Source organism: Dechloromonas denitrificans (assembly GCF_020510665.1).
Taxonomy (GTDB): Bacteria; Pseudomonadota; Gammaproteobacteria; order Burkholderiales; family Rhodocyclaceae; genus Azonexus; species Azonexus denitrificans_B.
Genome location: NZ_CP075187.1, coordinates 3,258,646 through 3,275,498 on the forward strand (window position 1 = coordinate 3,258,646; position 16,853 = coordinate 3,275,498).

Annotated in this window: 15 protein-coding genes; 11 read left to right on the forward strand and 4 right to left on the reverse strand. The window is 60.5% G+C overall.

All coding sequences use genetic code 11. The features are described from left to right. Position 1: 1 nt before the first annotated feature. From KI614_RS15380 to KI614_RS15395, 4 genes are all read right to left on the reverse strand, one after another. Complete coding sequence (locus KI614_RS15380) at positions 2-616, reverse strand: HyaD/HybD family hydrogenase maturation endopeptidase (protein WP_226406755.1); 615 nt, start codon at positions 614-616, stop codon at positions 2-4. Positions 617-682: 66 nt separating this feature from the next. Next, a complete protein-coding gene (gene cybH, locus KI614_RS15385) occupies positions 683-1,387 on the reverse strand; it encodes a Ni/Fe-hydrogenase, b-type cytochrome subunit (protein WP_226406756.1) in 705 nt (234 codons plus the stop codon). Between the two features lie 22 nt (positions 1,388-1,409). Then, the gene (locus KI614_RS15390) at positions 1,410-3,206 is read right to left on the reverse strand and encodes a nickel-dependent hydrogenase large subunit (RefSeq protein ID WP_226406757.1); all 1,797 of its coding nucleotides are present in this window, start codon (positions 3,204-3,206) and stop codon (positions 1,410-1,412) included. A gap of 1 nt (position 3,207) precedes the next feature. Beyond that, entirely contained in the window at positions 3,208-4,299 is a 1,092-nt protein-coding gene (locus KI614_RS15395) for a hydrogenase small subunit (protein WP_226406758.1), read from the reverse strand. A gap of 279 nt (positions 4,300-4,578) precedes the next feature. Between KI614_RS15395 and KI614_RS15400 the strand changes: the two genes are divergently transcribed. The 11 genes from KI614_RS15400 (at position 4,579) to napF (ending at position 16,837) form a co-directional block, all read left to right on the forward strand. Continuing rightward, positions 4,579-9,585 (forward strand): EAL domain-containing protein, encoded by a 5,007-nt coding sequence (locus KI614_RS15400; RefSeq protein ID WP_226406760.1) that lies wholly within the window; start codon positions 4,579-4,581, stop codon positions 9,583-9,585. Between the two features lie 166 nt (positions 9,586-9,751). After that, positions 9,752-10,360, forward strand: coding sequence for a cytochrome c biogenesis heme-transporting ATPase CcmA (gene ccmA / locus KI614_RS15405; protein WP_226409384.1), 609 nt, complete (start codon positions 9,752-9,754; stop codon positions 10,358-10,360). Positions 10,361-10,370: 10 nt separating this feature from the next. Then, positions 10,371-11,039: a heme exporter protein CcmB gene (ccmB, locus tag KI614_RS15410; protein ID WP_203467909.1), complete on the forward strand. Its 669-nt coding sequence runs from the start codon at positions 10,371-10,373 to the stop codon at positions 11,037-11,039. After that, on the forward strand, positions 11,036-11,782 hold the full coding sequence (gene ccmC, locus KI614_RS15415; protein ID WP_226406762.1) for a heme ABC transporter permease CcmC: 747 nt from the start codon (positions 11,036-11,038) through the stop codon (positions 11,780-11,782). Before ccmB ends, ccmC begins: the two co-directional genes overlap by 4 nt. Beyond that, complete coding sequence (ccmD, locus tag KI614_RS15420; protein ID WP_203467911.1) at positions 11,779-11,967, forward strand: heme exporter protein CcmD; 189 nt, start codon at positions 11,779-11,781, stop codon at positions 11,965-11,967. The genes ccmC and ccmD overlap by 4 nt, the downstream gene beginning before the upstream one ends. Continuing rightward, the gene (gene ccmE, locus KI614_RS15425; protein ID WP_226406764.1) at positions 11,964-12,452 is read left to right on the forward strand and encodes a cytochrome c maturation protein CcmE; all 489 of its coding nucleotides are present in this window, start codon (positions 11,964-11,966) and stop codon (positions 12,450-12,452) included. Before ccmD ends, ccmE begins: the two co-directional genes overlap by 4 nt. A 2-nt stretch (positions 12,453-12,454) precedes the next feature. After that, positions 12,455-14,449: a heme lyase CcmF/NrfE family subunit gene (locus KI614_RS15430; RefSeq protein ID WP_226406766.1), complete on the forward strand. Its 1,995-nt coding sequence runs from the start codon at positions 12,455-12,457 to the stop codon at positions 14,447-14,449. Next, positions 14,446-15,030, forward strand: coding sequence for a DsbE family thiol:disulfide interchange protein (locus KI614_RS15435; protein WP_226406768.1), 585 nt, complete (start codon positions 14,446-14,448; stop codon positions 15,028-15,030). Before KI614_RS15430 ends, KI614_RS15435 begins: the two co-directional genes overlap by 4 nt. Continuing rightward, entirely contained in the window at positions 15,027-15,515 is a 489-nt protein-coding gene (locus KI614_RS15440) for a cytochrome c-type biogenesis protein (protein WP_226406770.1), read from the forward strand. Before KI614_RS15435 ends, KI614_RS15440 begins: the two co-directional genes overlap by 4 nt. Beyond that, positions 15,512-16,354, forward strand: a complete 843-nt coding sequence (gene ccmI / locus KI614_RS15445; protein ID WP_226406772.1) for a c-type cytochrome biogenesis protein CcmI — start codon at positions 15,512-15,514, stop codon at positions 16,352-16,354. Before KI614_RS15440 ends, ccmI begins: the two co-directional genes overlap by 4 nt. A 3-nt stretch (positions 16,355-16,357) precedes the next feature. Continuing rightward, positions 16,358-16,837 carry a ferredoxin-type protein NapF gene (gene napF, locus KI614_RS15450; protein ID WP_226406773.1) on the forward strand — a complete coding sequence of 160 codons (480 nt, stop codon included), beginning with the start codon at positions 16,358-16,360 and terminating at the stop codon, positions 16,835-16,837. Positions 16,838-16,853: the final 16 nt, after the last annotated feature.

A 16,853-nucleotide genomic window follows, 5' to 3' on the forward strand; every position in this document is an offset into this window, starting at 1 on the left:
CTCAGGAGGCTTCCATGTTGAGGAAACGCGCGTCGCCGAGCCGGTAAGCCTGATCGGCCGCCGGCCTTTCACCTTCATACAGATCGATGGCCAGCGCCGGGTTGTTGATCCGCTCGGCCAGACCGGTGCGTGCTTCGGGCGCAGCGCCCCAGCGCTCCAGCCATTTGAAAGCGATCTCCAGCGCGGCCGGCATCTGGGCCTTGACTGCATCGCGCAGGCTGCCGCCGTAATCTTCGAGTTCGACCGGCTGAACGCCGACCAGTACCAACTCGGCCGGCAGCTTGCCGGTCAGCTCGGCAGCCATCAGGACTTCCTGGAAACCGGTCTGGTGCAGGCTCATTTTCTTGACCCCCATGAAACGCGGCACCTGATCGCCAACCACTTCGCGCAGCGTTCCCGGCTCATCGCCATAGTCGACCGCGTCAAAGACGAGCAAACAGTCGGCTTCTTGAACATAGGGCAGCAAGTAGAGGCCCTGCGTTCCGCCATCCATCAGCTCGACTTGTGGCGGGAATACCCAGCCGGCGTTAAGCGCCTCGACACAGCGCACGCCAAAACCTTCATCGGCCCATAGCAGGTTGCCGATACCAAGGACCAGAATGCGTTTGGAATTCATTGCCATCCCCTGAAAAAAATGCCCCGGGCGCACTCGCATGCCCCGGGGCCAACGCAAGGTAAATCGTCAGTCCTTGAACATCCGCCAGCCGGAAATCATCGTCGAAATCAGACTCTGGCGGCTCATGATGTCTTCGCGGATCGCGGCGTAGATATGGATGACGGCAAAACTCATCATGATCCACATCCCCAGACGATGCAGGTTATGCACCTGCATCGAACCGCCGAGCATCGGCAACACCCAGCCGAAGACACGGTCACTCCAGCTACCCAGACCTGTGCCTTCGCCATACAGCGCAAAACCGGTAAAGACCATGCCGACGGCCAGCACGGTGAAGAAAAAGAACATCATCAACTGCGCCATCGGGTTGTGACCGACATATTTCTTCGGCGTCTTTTCGAGGAAAAGATACCAGCGCAATTCGAAGAACACTTCACTCCACCAATGCTTGTTGCTGAGCGGCAGCATGAAAATCTGCCGGGCATGGTGATTGCCAACGAAGGCCCAGTAAATGCGCGCCGCCAGCCCGATGGCAAAAATATAGGCAGCCGCAAAATGAGCAAAGCGGATGTAACCCATCAGAAAATGGGTCGCCGCCTCGCCCGGCTGGGTTGGCAATGGCGTGCCGATGAAATAGCCGGTCACCGCCAGCACCACCATGGCCAGCGCATTGAGCCAGTGCCACAGGCGGACCGGCGCTTCGTAGACATAGATCGAACGGACTTGTTTACCGTGCCGCTCGGCCTCGAGCATGTCCTGTTGAGAGAGCATGATTGCCTCCTTTCCGGACCGCTCAGCGGACCTTGACCGTCGTCATTTCCTGTCCATCCGGGCTCATCACGTGCGTCGAGCAGGCCAGGCAGGGATCGAAGGAATGCAGCGTACGCAGGATTTCCAGCGGCTCGTCGGCCTTGGCAACCGGCGTGTTCATCAGCGCTGCCTCGAAGGCACCGATCTGGCCCTTGTGGTCGCGCGGACCGCCGTTCCAGGTGGTCGGCACAACGCACTGGTAGTTGTCGATCTTGGTATCCTTGATGCGGATCCAGTGACCGAGCGCACCGCGCGGGGCTTCGGTGAAACCTGCACCCATGGCTTCCTTCGGCCAGGTGCTCGGCTCCCACTTCTCGATATTCGCCGTGTTCAGATCGCCGGCCTTGAGGTTGGCCATCAGCTTGTCGAATTGCTGGCTCTGCAGCTTGACGCAGTACGCCGTCTCCAGACCGCGCGCCGCCGTCCGACCCAGTGTCGAGAACAACGCGGTGACCGGGATATCGAGCTTTTTCAGCGCGCCTTCGACCAGACCATGGATTTCCGGATACTGCTTCGGTTGCAGGTAGCCGAGCACCATGCGCGGCAGACAGCCGACTTCCATGGCATGACCACGCCAGCGCGGTGCCTTGATCCACGAATACTTCCCGCCCTCGTCGAGTTCCTTGATATTGGTCTTGGTCCCCTTGGTGTTCGGGCCAAGCACGAAGCTCGGTTCGGTCACGCCGTCGAAGGGGTGCAGGCCCTTGGTTTCATCCGGGTATTTGTACCAGGAGTGGGCAACGAATTCCTGCACCTGTTCGGGATCCTTCAGATCAACCGGGTGAATCTCGTCGAGTTTGCCGTTGATGATCGCGCCACGCGGCAGCAGCAGGTTGCCGGACGAGTAGTCATTGGCGATCTGCGGAATGTCACCGTAGGACAGCATGTTTTTGGACGACAGGCCGCCGCCGTAGCCCCAGCCTTTGTAGAAGGAACCGATGGCCAGCAGATCCGGCACATAGACCTGCTCGACGAACTCGGTGCAGCGGTCGATGATGCTCTTGACCAGGTTCAGGCGCTCCATGTTGATCGCGCCCACCGCGCCGACGCCTTCAAGGTTGATCGCGCAGGGCACCCCACCGACCAGCCAGTTCGGGTGCGGGTTCTTGCCGCCGAAAATGGTGTGCACCTTGACGATTTCCTTCTGAAAATCGAGCGCTTCGAGGTAGTGCGCGACGGCCATCAGGTTGGCTTCTGGCGGCAGCTTGTAGGCCGGGTTGCCCCAGTAGCCGTTCATGAATGGGCCGAGCTGGCCGGATTCGACAAATTTCTTCAGGCGGTTCTGGATGTCGCGGAAGTAACCCGGCGACGACAGCGGCCAGGACGAAATGCTCTGGGCCAGCGCCGAAGTCGCTTTCGGATCGGCCTTCAATGCCGAGACGACATCGACCCAGTCGAGCGCATGCAGATGATAGAAATGCACCAGATGGTCGTGAATATAGAGATTCAGCTGCATCAGGTTGCGGATGGTATTGGCGTTTTCCGGAATCTTGATCGACAACGCATCTTCCACGGCACGCACCGAAGTCAGCGCGTGGGTACCGGTACAAACACCACAGATACGCTCGGTGAAGGCCCAGGCATCGCGCGGATCGCGGCCCTTGAGAATGACTTCCAGACCGCGCCACATAGTGCCGGTCGAGACGGCGTTACGAATCACGTTGTTGCTGTCGAGATTGACCTCGACACGCATGTGACCTTCGATGCGGCAGACTGGATCGACAACGACGCGTTTGCCGGAGTTATCGACCTTGAAGCCTTGGGTTTCGTAGGCGCTCATCTTATTTTTCTCCCTTTTGTTCTTCAGTCTCGCCCACCTTCTGACGAGCACGAGCCAGTGCCGTCACGGCAGCGTGGGCAGCAATCGCCGCCCCGACGGTGCCGGCAGTTGCCTTACCAATCGAATCGGCGTTGGCTTCAACCCCAAAGGCTTTGATATCGGTAACGCGGTCGTAGAACGAACCCTTGTCCCAGAAACCATCTTCCGAACAACCGATACAGCCGTGGCCGGACTGCACCGGCCAGCTGACGCCGCCGTTCCAGCGCATCGACGAACAGGCGTTGTAAGTGGTTGGCCCCTTGCAACCCATCTTGTACAGGCAGTAACCCTTGCGCGAACCTTCGTCGTCCCAGGCTTCGGCAAACTGGCCGGCATCGAAGTGGCCGCGGCGATAACACTTGTCGTGGATACGTTGACCGTAGAACATCTTCGGACGGCCCTGGCGGTCGAGCTCAGGGATGCGGTCGAAAGTCAGCATGTAGGTCACGACGCCGGTCATCACTTCGGCAATCGGCGGGCAGCCCGGTACATTGATGATCGGCTTGCCGGTGATCACCTTGTGCACCGGCGTGGCGCGGGTCGGGTTTGGCTTGGCAGCCTGCACGCAACCGTAGGAAGCGCAGGCCCCCCAGGAAATGATCGCCTTGGCATCAGCGCAGGTTTCGCGCAGCTTCTCGATAAAGGGGCGGCCGCCCTGAATGCAGAACATGCCGTCTTCGTTAAGCGGCGGATTGCCTTCAACGGCAACGATGTAGTTGCCCTTGTATTTCTTCTTGACCTCGTCGAGGATCGCCTCGGCCTGGTGGCCGGCGGCGGCCATCAGCGTGTCGTCGTAATCGAGCGACAGCATCGACAGCACGACATCCTTGGTCAGCGGATGTGCCGAGCGAATGAAGGATTCAGAGCAGCAGGTGCACTCCAGACCATGCAGCCAGAGCACAGGAGTGCGCGGTTTGTTTTCCAGCGCATGGGCGATGGTTGGCGCAGCGGCACTGCCCAGACCCAGCGAGGTGGCAGTCAGGCTGCAGAATTTGAGAAAACTGCGACGGGTAATCCCCTGGCGACGCAGCACTTCGTAGAATGTCTCGCTCACTTGTGACTCCCCCATTTTTGTGTAGCGTGAAGTGGACAACACGGTGCAAGGCCTGTGCCAGCTTCACTGGACAGACAACTAAACGAAACAAATCAAGGCTCTTGGGGTATTTGACCGGATGACAGGTGGGGCGCAGAGAGACAGCAAGCGCATACAAAACATCCACCTATGAAAAGAAAGCTTCCACAGCAACTGTCGACACATTCTGATGATGTATTGACTTCGATCGGCACCAAGGCATCATCCAGCCTTAAAACTGGCTGAGCCAAGGAAAAACAGATGCCCCGAATAGTCGACCTGATCACCCCGCACACAGCCCAGGTGGCGCTACACGCCAGCCTTGGCGAGGCGGCTGCGCTGATGGTCGAGTTGCGCATTTCATCGGTCATCGTGGTCGATACCGACGGGGTCCACGGCATCGTCACCGAGGGCGACATGATGCAGGCCATGCGCCAGCATCGCACGCTTGACCAGGCGGTTCGGGAAGTCATGACCGCACCCGTACACACTGTGCCGGCCGAGATGGATTTTCGTCATGCATATCGCGAAGCCAGCCAGCTCGGCATTCGCCACCTGGTCGTCATCGACACGGACGGGAAGCCGCTTGGCATCGCATCTGAAACCGATTTCCGCCACCACCTGGGACCCGACTTCTTTCGCCATCTGAACGATGTCGACACATTGATGGAGCGGACCTTCCCGCGCCTGCCAGCCACCACCCGCCTCGACGATGCCATTTCCGCCATGGCTGCCGTGCGCGCTACCTGCGTGGTCGTGGTCGATGGCCGAAAGCCGCTCGGCATCGTCACCGAGCGCGACGTCGTCCGGCTTTTTCTGGGAGCCAACTTCAATCCCGAACTAGGCAGCGTGATGACCCAGCCGGTCGTCACGGTCGAAGAAACCTCTTCGCTGGCCGATGCTGCCGAGCGCATGGTCGAACACAGAATTCGGCATCTGGTGATCGTCGACCGCAGCGGCCAGGTGTCCGGGCTGCTCTCTGAACACACCTTGATGCGTCCGCTCGAACTCGACCTGCTCGATGATGCGATGGCCGAACGCATGGCCTTGATGCGTTCGCGGGATGCTGCGGTCGAACAGTCGCTGCGCAATGAACGCTACCAGCGCGCCCTGCTCGACAACTTCCCCTTCCTGGTCTGGCTGAAAGACACGGAATCGCGCTTCCTGACCGCCAATCGCGCCTTGGCCGACGCCCTTGAACTCGATTCGGTCAATGCACTGATCGGCAAGCGAGACACCGATTTCTCTCCTGCTGAGCTCGCCGATCGCTACCGTGCCGACGATGCGGAAGTGATGCAAACCCGGCAGCAAAAAACAGTGCTCGAACCCGTCATCAAGCATGGGTTGCAGATCTGGCACGAGACATTCAAGGCGCCGGTATTCGGCGATAACGGCACGCTGCTCGGCACGGTCGGCTTCGCCCAGGACATTTCTGCCCGCAAGCGCAGCGATGAAGCCATGCTACTGCGCAATGCAACGCTCGCCGGCCTGATTCGCGGCGAACCGCTGATCGGCATTCTCGAATTGCTGATTCTTTCGATCGAAGCTGAGAACCCAGCCTGGATGTGCTCGATCCTGCTGGCCGAAAAAGATGGCCAGCACCTGTATCACGGTGCCTCGCCCCGCCTGCCGGACGACTACATTGCCGCCACCGGACGCATTCCCGTTGCCGACGGCGTCGGCTCCTGCAGCACGGCAGCCTACCGGCGCCAACAAACCATCGTCAGCAACGTACACAACGACCCGCTGTGGCAACCCTGCCTGCATCTGGCACAACTCGGCGGCTTCTCCGCCTGCTGGTCGGACCCGATCATCGGACCGCAAGGCGAATTGCTCGGCACTTTTGCCTGCTATCAGAAAAACCCTGCCACACCGAGCGAACAGGACCTGAACCAGCTCAACCAGGCCAGCCAGTTGGCGGCACTGGTCCTGACCAACCAGCGCAATACCGACAATCTGCAGGAAAGCCTGGAAACCTTCCGGGGAATTTTCGACAGCATCAGTGAAGCCATTTTCATCCAGGCCGAAGATGGCTGCTTCCTTGATGCCAACCTCGGTGCCGAACGCCTCTCGGGCCACACCCGCGACTACCTGCTTGGCAAGCACTACAGTGAATTTGGCGCCACCGGCCTGAACGACCCGGAGGTCATGAAGGCGCAGGTCAGCGAGGCCTTTGCCGGCCGCCCCCGGCTACTCGAATTCTGGGGGCAGAACGCTGCCGGCAAGATATTCCCCGTCGAAGCCCACCTGCATGCCGGCACCTATTTCGGCCGCAAAGCGCTGATCATCTCGATTCAGGACATCAGCGAGCGCAAAAATGCCAAATTGCGTCTCGATATCGAACATGACCTGGCCTTGGCCCTGGCCGCCGGCATGGCCCGCGAAGAAGTACTGGCCACCATCCTGCATGCGGCCCTGCGCTTTCCCGAACTCGATTCGGGCGGGATTTACTGGCGCCAGCCGAATGGCCGCTATCATCTTTTCGCCCATGAAGGACTATCACCCGAGTTCATTGCCCAGGTCGGCGAAATTGCCGGCGACTCACCGCAAGCCGGCATCGTCCAGGATGGCAAACCGGTCTGCAACTGCACACCCGCCTGCGAGCACTGCAACAACACCGAACTGATCAACAGCCCACTGATGCAGGATGAAGGATTGCGCTGCCTGGTCATCCTGCCCATCGCCGTTGCCGGCCAGCCGGTTGCCTGCCTGAATCTGGCCGGGCACCGGACACGACAAATCACCCATGCAACCTTGCTGGCCCTGGAAACCCTGGCCGGCAATTTCAGCCAGACGCTTTCCCGCCTGCAAGCCCAGGAAGAAGCCCAACGCCTCCAACAGAATCTGAACGGCCTGTTCGACACCCTGGCCGACTATATTTTCATTTTCGACATGCAGGGTCACATCCTGCACTACAACCGCTCGGTGGCAGAAAACCTGGGCTACGGCCCGGATGCCTTGCGTGGCCAACCGGTTACTGCGGTCCACCCGGCCAAGGCACATGAAATGGCCGGAAAAATGGTCGAGGAGATGATCAGCGGCACGCGTTCGACCTGCACCTTGCCGATCCTGCACGTCGACGGGCATGAAATCATGGTCGAAACCCGGATTACTCAGGGCTACTGGAATAGCCAGCCGGCGTTATTCGGCATTTCCCAGAACATCAGCGAGCGCCTGGCGGCAGAAGAGCGCCAGAAACTGGCCGCCAGTGTTTTCGACAATGCTCACGAAGGCATCATGATCACCGATGCACGAGGGCAGATCATCGAAGTTAACGCGACGTTCAGCGAGCTGACCGGCTATGCGCGTGACGAAGCGATTGGCCAGACAGCCGATCTGCTCAAATCCGGCCACCACGACCCGGTGTTTTATCAGGAAATGTGGCAGACCATTCGCCAGGAAGGCTTCTGGCGCGGCGAGGTCTGGAACCGCAAGAAAACCGGCGAAATTTTCGTCGAACAATTGACCATCTCGACCGTTCGCAACCGAAATGGCGAAATATCGCAATTTGTCGGCATTTTTTCCGACATCACGCTGATCAAGGAACATCAGCGCCGTCTCGAACACCAAGCCCACTTCGATGCCCTGACCCAGCTCCCCAACCGGATGCTGCTCGGCGACCGCATGCAACTGGCGATGGCCCAGACCGAGCGCAGCGGCAAGACGCTGGCCGTCTGCTATCTCGATCTCGACAATTTCAAACCGGTCAACGATGCCTACGGCCACGCCACCGGCGACCGTCTGCTGATCGAGGTGGCGCAACGCCTGAAAATTTGTGTCCGGGCCGGCGATACGGTGTCCCGACTGGGCGGCGACGAATTCGTCCTGCTCCTGGCCGGCCTCGAAGATGTGCATGAATGCGACCACGCAATCGCCCGGATCATTGCCGCGCTGACCCAGCCGTTCATCATCAGCAATCATGCCGTCACGATATCGGCCAGTATCGGCGTCACGCTCTACCCGGAAGATGGCGCCGATTCGGACACTCTGCTGCGCCACGCCGACCAGGCGATGTACGCCGCCAAGCAGGCCGGCCGCAATCGCTACCACTTGTTCGACCCGGAAAATGACCGGCGTGCCCGTGTACGGCGTGATGAAATCGCCGCCATCTGCCAGGGCATGGTCAATAATGAATTCGTGCTGCACTACCAGCCCAAGGTAAACATGCGCGAAGGGCGTGTCGTTGGCGTCGAGGCCCTGATTCGCTGGCAGCATCCCGAACGCGGCCTGCTCGCGCCGGGCCAGTTCCTCCCCGCTATCGAAGGCAGCGAACTGGCCATCGAACTGGGCGACTGGGTAATCCAGGAAGCTTTGCGCCAGCTTGAACGCTGGCGCAAGCAATCGCTCGACATCAAAGTCAGTGTGAACATTGCCGGCAACCATTTGCAAAGCCCGAGCTTCGCCCGCCGCCTGAGCGAATTGCTCGCCGCACACCCCAACATTCAGCCGCATCGGCTGGAACTTGAAGTCCTCGAAACGGCCGCGCTTGAAGACATCGGACATGCTGCCGAGCTTTTTGCCACCTGCCGACGCCTCGGTGTCAGCTTCTCGCTGGACGACTTTGGCACCGGCTACTCATCGCTGACTTACTTCCGGCGCCTGCCGGCCGATGTTCTCAAGATCGACCAGTCCTTCGTCCGCGACATGCTGGATGACCCTGATGATCTGGCCATCGTCGAAGGCGTCATCGGACTGACCAAGGCCTTTCAGCGCGAAGTGATCGCCGAAGGGGTAGAAACCGTCGAACACGGCCTGGTTTTACTGCTGCTCGGTTGCGACCTGGCGCAAGGTTTCGGCATCGCCCGCCCGATGCCCGCCGAGCAACTCCCCGACTGGGTACGTCAATTCCAGCCGGATGTCCTGTGGAGTTCCGCCACGGCATTTCGCTGGTCACGCGACGACTTACCGCTGCTGATCGCCGAAGTCGACCACAAGCGCTGGATACGTTCGCTGCACGTCTACCTGGCAAGTCCGAACGGCCCGCACACAGCGCCCCCCAAAGACCCATTTCATTGTCGCTTCGGGCGCTGGTTCTACAGCGAGGAAAGCAAGCGCTACGCTGCGGTCGACTGCTTTGCTTCGATCGAAAGCATCCACAACCGGATTCATGAACTCGGCCAGGCACTGATCGCCCTGCACGATGCGCAGTCCAACGAAGGCAAGGACGAACTGCTGCTTGAACTTGACGCGGCCAGCGCACAATTTGTCGAGTACATCGAACAAATCCAGGCCGAAGTGCTGATCGGGGATCAGACCAGCAGACGATAGGCGGGTGTATTCGGTGCAGCAACCGCGGCGCCGGATAACGAGCCGGTCATCGCCAGCCAGCAAAGAGCCCCCGTTTTTCTTGCCCTTTTTGTTTGATGATCATCAATCTGTCGGTACACTGGCGCGTTCATAATTTGCGCCTGAATTCTTTCGGTTTTTCCCCTTGATGCTTGAAGCAGACAACCTCGAATGCGTACGTGGCGAACGCCGCCTGTTCTCAGGCGTCGGGTTTCGTCTGGAGGCCGGCGAATTGCTTTATCTGCAAGGCAAAAACGGGGCCGGCAAGACCAGTCTGCTGCGCATGCTGATCGGCCTGTTGCCGCCGGAAGCCGGGGAAATCCGCTGGCAGGGCAAGCCGATCGGCAGTGACGATTTTCGTGCCGACCTCTGCTACCTCGGCCACCTGAACGCCATCAAGGAAGAATTGACGCCGCTAGAAAACCTGCTCGCGGCAGCACGCCTGGCCGACACCTTGTTGTCCGAAGACGATGCCCTCGACGCGCTGGAACAAGTCGGCCTGGCCGGACGCGAAGACCTCGCCTGCAAATATCTTTCGCAAGGCCAGAAACGTCGGGTCGCACTGGCTCGCCTGGTCACCGAAAAACGCCCCCTGTGGATTCTCGACGAGCCCTTTGTGGCGCTCGATGTTGCTGCGGTCGACTGGCTGGCCGGCATCATTTCCGGCCACCTCCAGCGCGGCGGACTGGCGGTCATGACAACGCACCAGCTGGTTAGCATTCCGGCCGGGCAGGTTCGCGAATTGCGCCTCGGTTAATGGACTGCTGATGCTGAAGATCGTTACTGCGGTGATTGGCCGCGATCTCAAACTGGCCATGCGGCGACAGGCGGACATCGTTTCGGCCCTGTTCTTCTTCGTCATCGTCGTCAGCCTGTTCCCGCTCGGGGTTGGCCCCGAGCCCGACCTGTTGCGCAAGCTCGCGCCCGGCGTGTTGTGGGTTGCTGCGCTGCTCGCCACGATGCTGTCGCTGCCGCGCCTGTTCGCCGACGACCACCGCGACGGCACGCTTGAACAACTGGCGCTGGCCCCACATCCGCTCGGGTTGGTCGTGACCGGCAAAGTGATCGCTCACTGGCTGGTTTCCGGCCTGCCGCTAGCGCTGATCGCCCCCGTCCTCGGTATCCAGTTTGACCTCTCCGGCGATGCGCTCATCGTCCTGACCGGCGCCATCCTGCTGGGCACGCCTGCCTTGTCCGGCATCGGGGCAATCGGCGCAGCACTGACCCTCGGTTTGCGCGGTGGCGGCGTCCTGCTTTCCCTGCTTGTCCTCCCGCTCTACATTCCAGTGCTAATATTCGGCGCGGGCGCAGTGGACGCTACGGTGACCGGACTCGGGGGAGAAGGTCACCTGTCCCTGCTCGCCGCCCTTACTTTTGCGTCACTCGGCTTCGCCCCCTGGGCAACAGCCGCTGCCTTGAAGATCGCCCTCGAATGAAAGATCGCTTCAATCTCTATCGTTTTGCCTCACCGGCCACTTTTTATCCGCTGGCCGGGGCATTGATTCCCTGGTTCATCGCCGTTTCAGTCGTCTTCGGGCTGGCCGGGCTATGGCTTGGCATGCTCGTCGCACCGACCGACTTCCAGCAAGGCGAAGGCTACCGGATCATTTTCATCCACGTCCCGGCCTCCTGGATGTCGATGTTCATCTACCTGGTGATGGCCTTCTGGGCGGCTATCGGGCTGGCCTTCAACACCCGCCTGTCGGGCATGATGGCCCAGGCACTGGCGCCGACCGGGGCGCTGATGGCCTTTCTCTCGCTATGGACCGGCGCGCTTTGGGGCAAGCCGATGTGGGGCGCCTGGTGGGTCTGGGATGCGCGCCTGACCTCCGAATTGATCCTGCTCTTCCTTTATATCGGTTACATGGCGTTGACCGCGGCAATCGACGACCAGCGCCGGGCCGACAAGGCCGGCGGCCTGTTGCTGCTGGTTGGCGTGGTCAATATCCCGATCATCTATTTCTCGGTCAAATGGTGGAACACGCTGCACCAGGGATCGAGTATCAACATGACCAAGTCGTCGATGGCTGAAACCATGCTCTGGGGCATGCTGCTGATGGCCCTGTGTTTCTGGATGTATTCGATTGCCGTCGCGCTGATGCGTGTCCGGACCATCATGCTCGAACGCGAGCGCCATACCGACTGGGTCAAGGCGGCGTTGGCCGGAGACGAAAAATGATCTACTGGAACAGTTTCTCCGACTTCATTGCCATGGGCGGCTACGGCTTTTACGTCTGGGGCTCCTTCGGCCTGACCGCTGCCATCATGGCCATTGAACCGATTGCCGTCGTACGCCATCGAAAGAACACCATTGCTCGCCTCAAGCGCCAGTTGCGCGCCGAATCTAGGAACATCGCCTCATGAAATCCCGTCACAAGAAACTCGCCCTGATCGGCGGTGCCCTGGCCATCATCGGCATCATCGCCGCGCTGGTCCTGAACGCGCTGAACAGCAACATCGCGCTCTACATTTCGCCGACCGATGTCGCCGCTGGCAAGGCGCCGCAGGGCAAGGTCTTCCGTATCGGCGGGCTGGTCAAGGAGGGCAGCATCAAGCGTCAGGCCGATGGTGTGACGATCGCCTTCATCATGACCGACACCGAAAAGGACATCACGGTGAACTACAAGGGCATCCTTCCCGACCTGTTCAAGGAAGGCAAAGGTGCTGTCGCCCAGGGCAAGATGACCACCGAGGGTGTCTTTGTGGCCAATGAAGTGCTGGCCAAGCACGATGAAAACTACATGCCGCCGGAAGCCGCCAAGGCAGTCAATGACGCCGGCAACCGCGCTGCCGATAAAAAGGCGTCCGAAACAACCGGTGCACCGGCAAAAACAGGAACGGGTTACTGAGCATGATTCCAGAAATCGGTAATTTCGCGCTGATCCTCGCGGCGCTCGTCGCCCTGATTCTCGGCATCCTGCCGCTGGTCGGCGCCCACCAGAACCGCATGACCTGGGTGGCCGTCGCCCGCCCGGCCACCTCGGCACTGGCCCTGCTCGTCACCTTCTCCTTCGCCTGCCTGATGCAGGCCTTCATCACCAACGACTTTTCCGTGGTCTACGTTGCCCAGCACTCGAATTCGCTGCTACCGCTGCAATATCGCGTTGCTGCCGTCTGGGGCGGCCACGAAGGCTCCCTGTTGCTGTGGATGCTGATGCTCGCCTGGTGGGCCTTTGCCGTTCGCCTGCTGTCGGCCCAGTTGCCGGAAACCATGGTAGCTCGCGTGCTCGGCACCCTCGGCCTGGTTTCGTTCGGTTTCCTGCTGTTCATCCTGATCACCTCGAATCCGTTCGACCGCCTACTGCCGGGCGCTGCGGAAGGACGCGACCTGAACCCGCTGCTGCAGGATTTCGGTCTGGTCATCCATCCGCCGCTGCTCTACATGGGTTACGTCGGCTTCTCGGTCGCTTTCGCCTTTGCCATCGCCGCACTGCTTTCCGGCCAGCTCGACGCCGCCTGGGCACGCTGGTCGCGCCCCTGGACGACCGCCGCCTGGTGTTTCCTGACCCTCGGTATCGCCATGGGTTCGTGGTGGGCTTATTACGAACTGGGCTGGGGCGGCTGGTGGTTCTGGGATCCGGTCGAAAACGCCTCGTTCATGCCGTGGCTGGTCGGTACCGCCCTGGTGCACTCGCTGGCGGTCACCGAAAAACGCGGCAGCTTCAAGAACTGGACGGTGCTGCTGGCGATCTCAGCCTTCTCGCTGTCGCTTCTTGGCACCTTCCTGGTCCGTTCCGGCGTGCTGACTTCGGTGCATGCTTTTGCGACCGATCCGCGACGCGGCATTTTCATCCTGATTTTCCTCGTCGCCGTGATCGGATCGTCCCTCGCCCTGTTCGCCTGGCGCGCCCCGAAGGTCGGACTGGGCGGACGTTTTGGCCTGGTTTCGCGTGAATCGCTGCTGCTCACCAACAACGTGCTGCTCGCCGTCGCCTGCGCCACCGTGCTGCTCGGCACGCTCTACCCGCTGCTGATCGATGCGCTCGGTGTTGGCAAAATTTCGGTCGGCCCACCGTATTTCAATGCGGTCTTCGTCCCGGTCATGACGCCATTGCTCTTCCTGATGGGCATCGGCCCCTTCGCCCGCTGGAAGGAAGCCTCCGTCCCGGAAATCATCCGCACCGTACGCTGGGCCTTCCTCGCCGCCGTCGTCGTCGCCATTGCCCTACCGCTGGTTTATGGCCAGTGGAGCGCGTTGACCGCGCTGGGCCTGCTGCTTGCTGCCTGGATCACCTTTACCGCCGGGCTCAATTTCGCCCAGCGCGTCCAGCATACCCGCGGCCAGCAGAGCTTCCTGGCGGCATCGTTCAAGCAGCCACGCAGCTTCTTCGGCATGCATTTGGCCCACCTTGGGATCGCCGTCTTTGTTGTCGGCGTCACCATGGTCAGCAGCTTCCAGGATGAAAAAGACGTCAAGATGGAAGCCGGTGACACAGTCCAGGTGGCTGGTTACAGCTTTACCTTCAACGGCGTGAAGGCGGTTGAAGGTCCGAATTATGTTGCCGCGCAGGGCGACTTCGATCTTGCGGTCGACGGTCGTTTCCAGCGCAAAATGAATCCTGAAAAGCGCAATTACCATTCGTCCCAAATGCCGATGACCGAAGCCTCGATCGATGCCGGCTTCCTGCGCGACGTCTATGTTTCGCTCGGCGAACCGATCGACCGCGACAAGCCGGAAGGTGCCTGGGCCGTTCGCGTTTATTACAAACCCTTTGTCGACTGGATCTGGGGTGGCTGTGTGCTGATGGCACTCGGTGGCCTGCTGGCCATGCTCGACCGCCGTTACCGCGCCAAATCGCGTGTGGCATCTCCCGCTCAAACTCCGGCAGGAACTCAACAAGCATGAACCGTTATTTCTGGATTCTCGGCGGCTTTGCCGCCCTCGTCGCCCTGCTCGCCGTCGGTCTGGGGCTCAACCCGCGCGATGTGCCATCGCCGCTGGTCGGCAAGCCGGCCCCGACATTCAGCCTGAATGTGCTGGCCAAGCCCGAAACAACGCTCAGCCCGAAAGACATGCAAGGCAAGGTCTGGCTGCTCAACGTCTGGGCCTCGTGGTGCGTTTCCTGCCGGGCCGAACATCCGATCCTGGTTGAATTCTCGAAAAAAGTGGACGTGCCGCTGATCGGCCTGAACTACAAGGAAGTTCGCGGCGATGGCGGTTTCGACATGAGCAAGATGCCAGCCGAGGAAGAGAAAAAACTCGCCTTCCAGCGGGCCAATAAATGGCTGGCCGACCACGGTGACCCGTACAAGCTGACGGTCATGGACCTCGACGGCCGCGTCGGCATCGACTACGGCGTTTATGGCGTGCCGGAAACCTACGTCATCGACAAGGCGGGCGTCATCCGCATGAAACACACCGGCCCGATCACGCCTGAAATCCTCGGCAAGAAAATCATGCCACTGCTTGCCGAGTTGAATAAATGAACTTCCGCGCCCTGATTGCTGCTTTCGTTTTTGCCCATTTCATCGGGTCGACCGCCGCCCTTGCCTCGGCAGCCAATGAAGCTGCACTGGCCGCCGATCCGGTTGCCGAAAAGCGTCTGCAAAAACTTTCCGAAGAACTCCGCTGCCTGGTCTGCCAAAACCAGACCATCGCCGACTCCAATGCCGAGCTGGCACAGGATCTGCGCCGCGAAGTTCGCAGCATGATCAAGGATGGCAAGTCGGATAAGGAAATTGTCGACTTCATGGTCACCCGCTACGGTGATTTCGTCCTCTACCGCCCGCCAGTCAAGGGGATTACGCTGTTGCTCTGGGGCGGCCCGATTGCCCTGATGCTGTTCGGCATCCTGGCATTGCGCAACTATCTGCGCCGCCGTGCCAGCCGGATTAACGCCGAGGACAAGCCGCTGTCGGCTGCTGAAGCCAGCCGCGCCGAGGCGCTGCTCAAGGAAATCGATCAAAAATGACCCAGTTCGCCATTTTCGCCACACTGCTCATCGCCGTTGTTGCGGCCTTCGTCCTGCCGCCCCTGTGGCTCGGCCTGCGCGCACCGAAATCGACCGAGAGCGAACGCAAGGCGCTCAACCTCAACATTTTCCGGGATCAACTGGCCGAGCTCGAACGGGAAAAAACCGAAGGCACGCTATCGGCCAGCGATTTTGACCAGGCTCACCGCGAATTGCAGCGCCGCTTGCTGGAAGAAGTCGCCCCTGCCGATCTGCCGACACCGCAAACCAGCCACGCTCCCAGCCGCAAGCTGGCGATTGCCATCCTGGTGCTGCTGCCCATTCTGTCCCTTGCGGGCTACGGCATTCTCGGCAACACCAAGGCACTCGATCCGACCCAGACTGTCGCCCAGCCGCCGATGACACCGGAACAGATCAACGCCATGGTCGGCAAGCTGGCCGAGCGGATGCAGGCCAATCCGGGTGACCTGAAAGGCTGGCTGATGCTGGCCCGCTCCTACAAGACGATGGGACGCTACGACGAAGCCGTACAGGCTTTCAGCAAGGCTGAAACACTGGTCAACGAAGATCCGGATTTGCTCGCCAACTATGCTGAAACCGTCGCCATGGCCAACGGCAAGGGACTCAAGGGCAAACCGCTAGAACTCGTCCAGCGCGCCCTGAAGCTCGACCCCAAGCATGCGCACTCACTGTTCCTGGCCGGTGCCGCCGCCATGGAAGCCGGTGAAAACAAGAAAGGCATCGCTTACTGGGAACAGTTGCTGCCGCAAGTCGAGCCGGGTTCTGAAATCGACCAGATGCTGCGGAGCGGGATCGACAAGATGAAGCAAGGCAAGTAAGTCATGGTCGATCTGGCGCGGCGCGGCTTCTTTCGCGGTCGACCGCGCCCAAAGGCCGAAATCCGCCCACCCTGGGCGCTCGCCGAAGCCGCTTTCATCGATGCCTGCACCCGCTGCAACGATTGCCTGGGCGCCTGCCCGGAAGCCATTCTGATTGCAGGTGACGGCGGCTACCCGACCGTCGATTTCAGGCGCGGCGAATGCACCTTCTGCGGCGACTGTGCCCGTACCTGCCAGCCCATGGCACTGAACCCCGAAACCCAGAGCTCGCCTTGGCCGTACAAGGCAGTCATCAGCCCAGCCTGTCTGCCGCACAAGGGGGTCGAATGCCGTGTTTGCGGCGACTTCTGTGATGCTCGCGCCATCCGCTTCCAGCCACGCCTCGGCGGCAGCCCTTTACCGGAAATCGATCACGAACAATGCAGCGGCTGCGGCGCCTGCGTTGCCGCCTGCCCGACACAGGCCATCGCAATTCAGCAATAAGTTGTCGCAGCCCGTT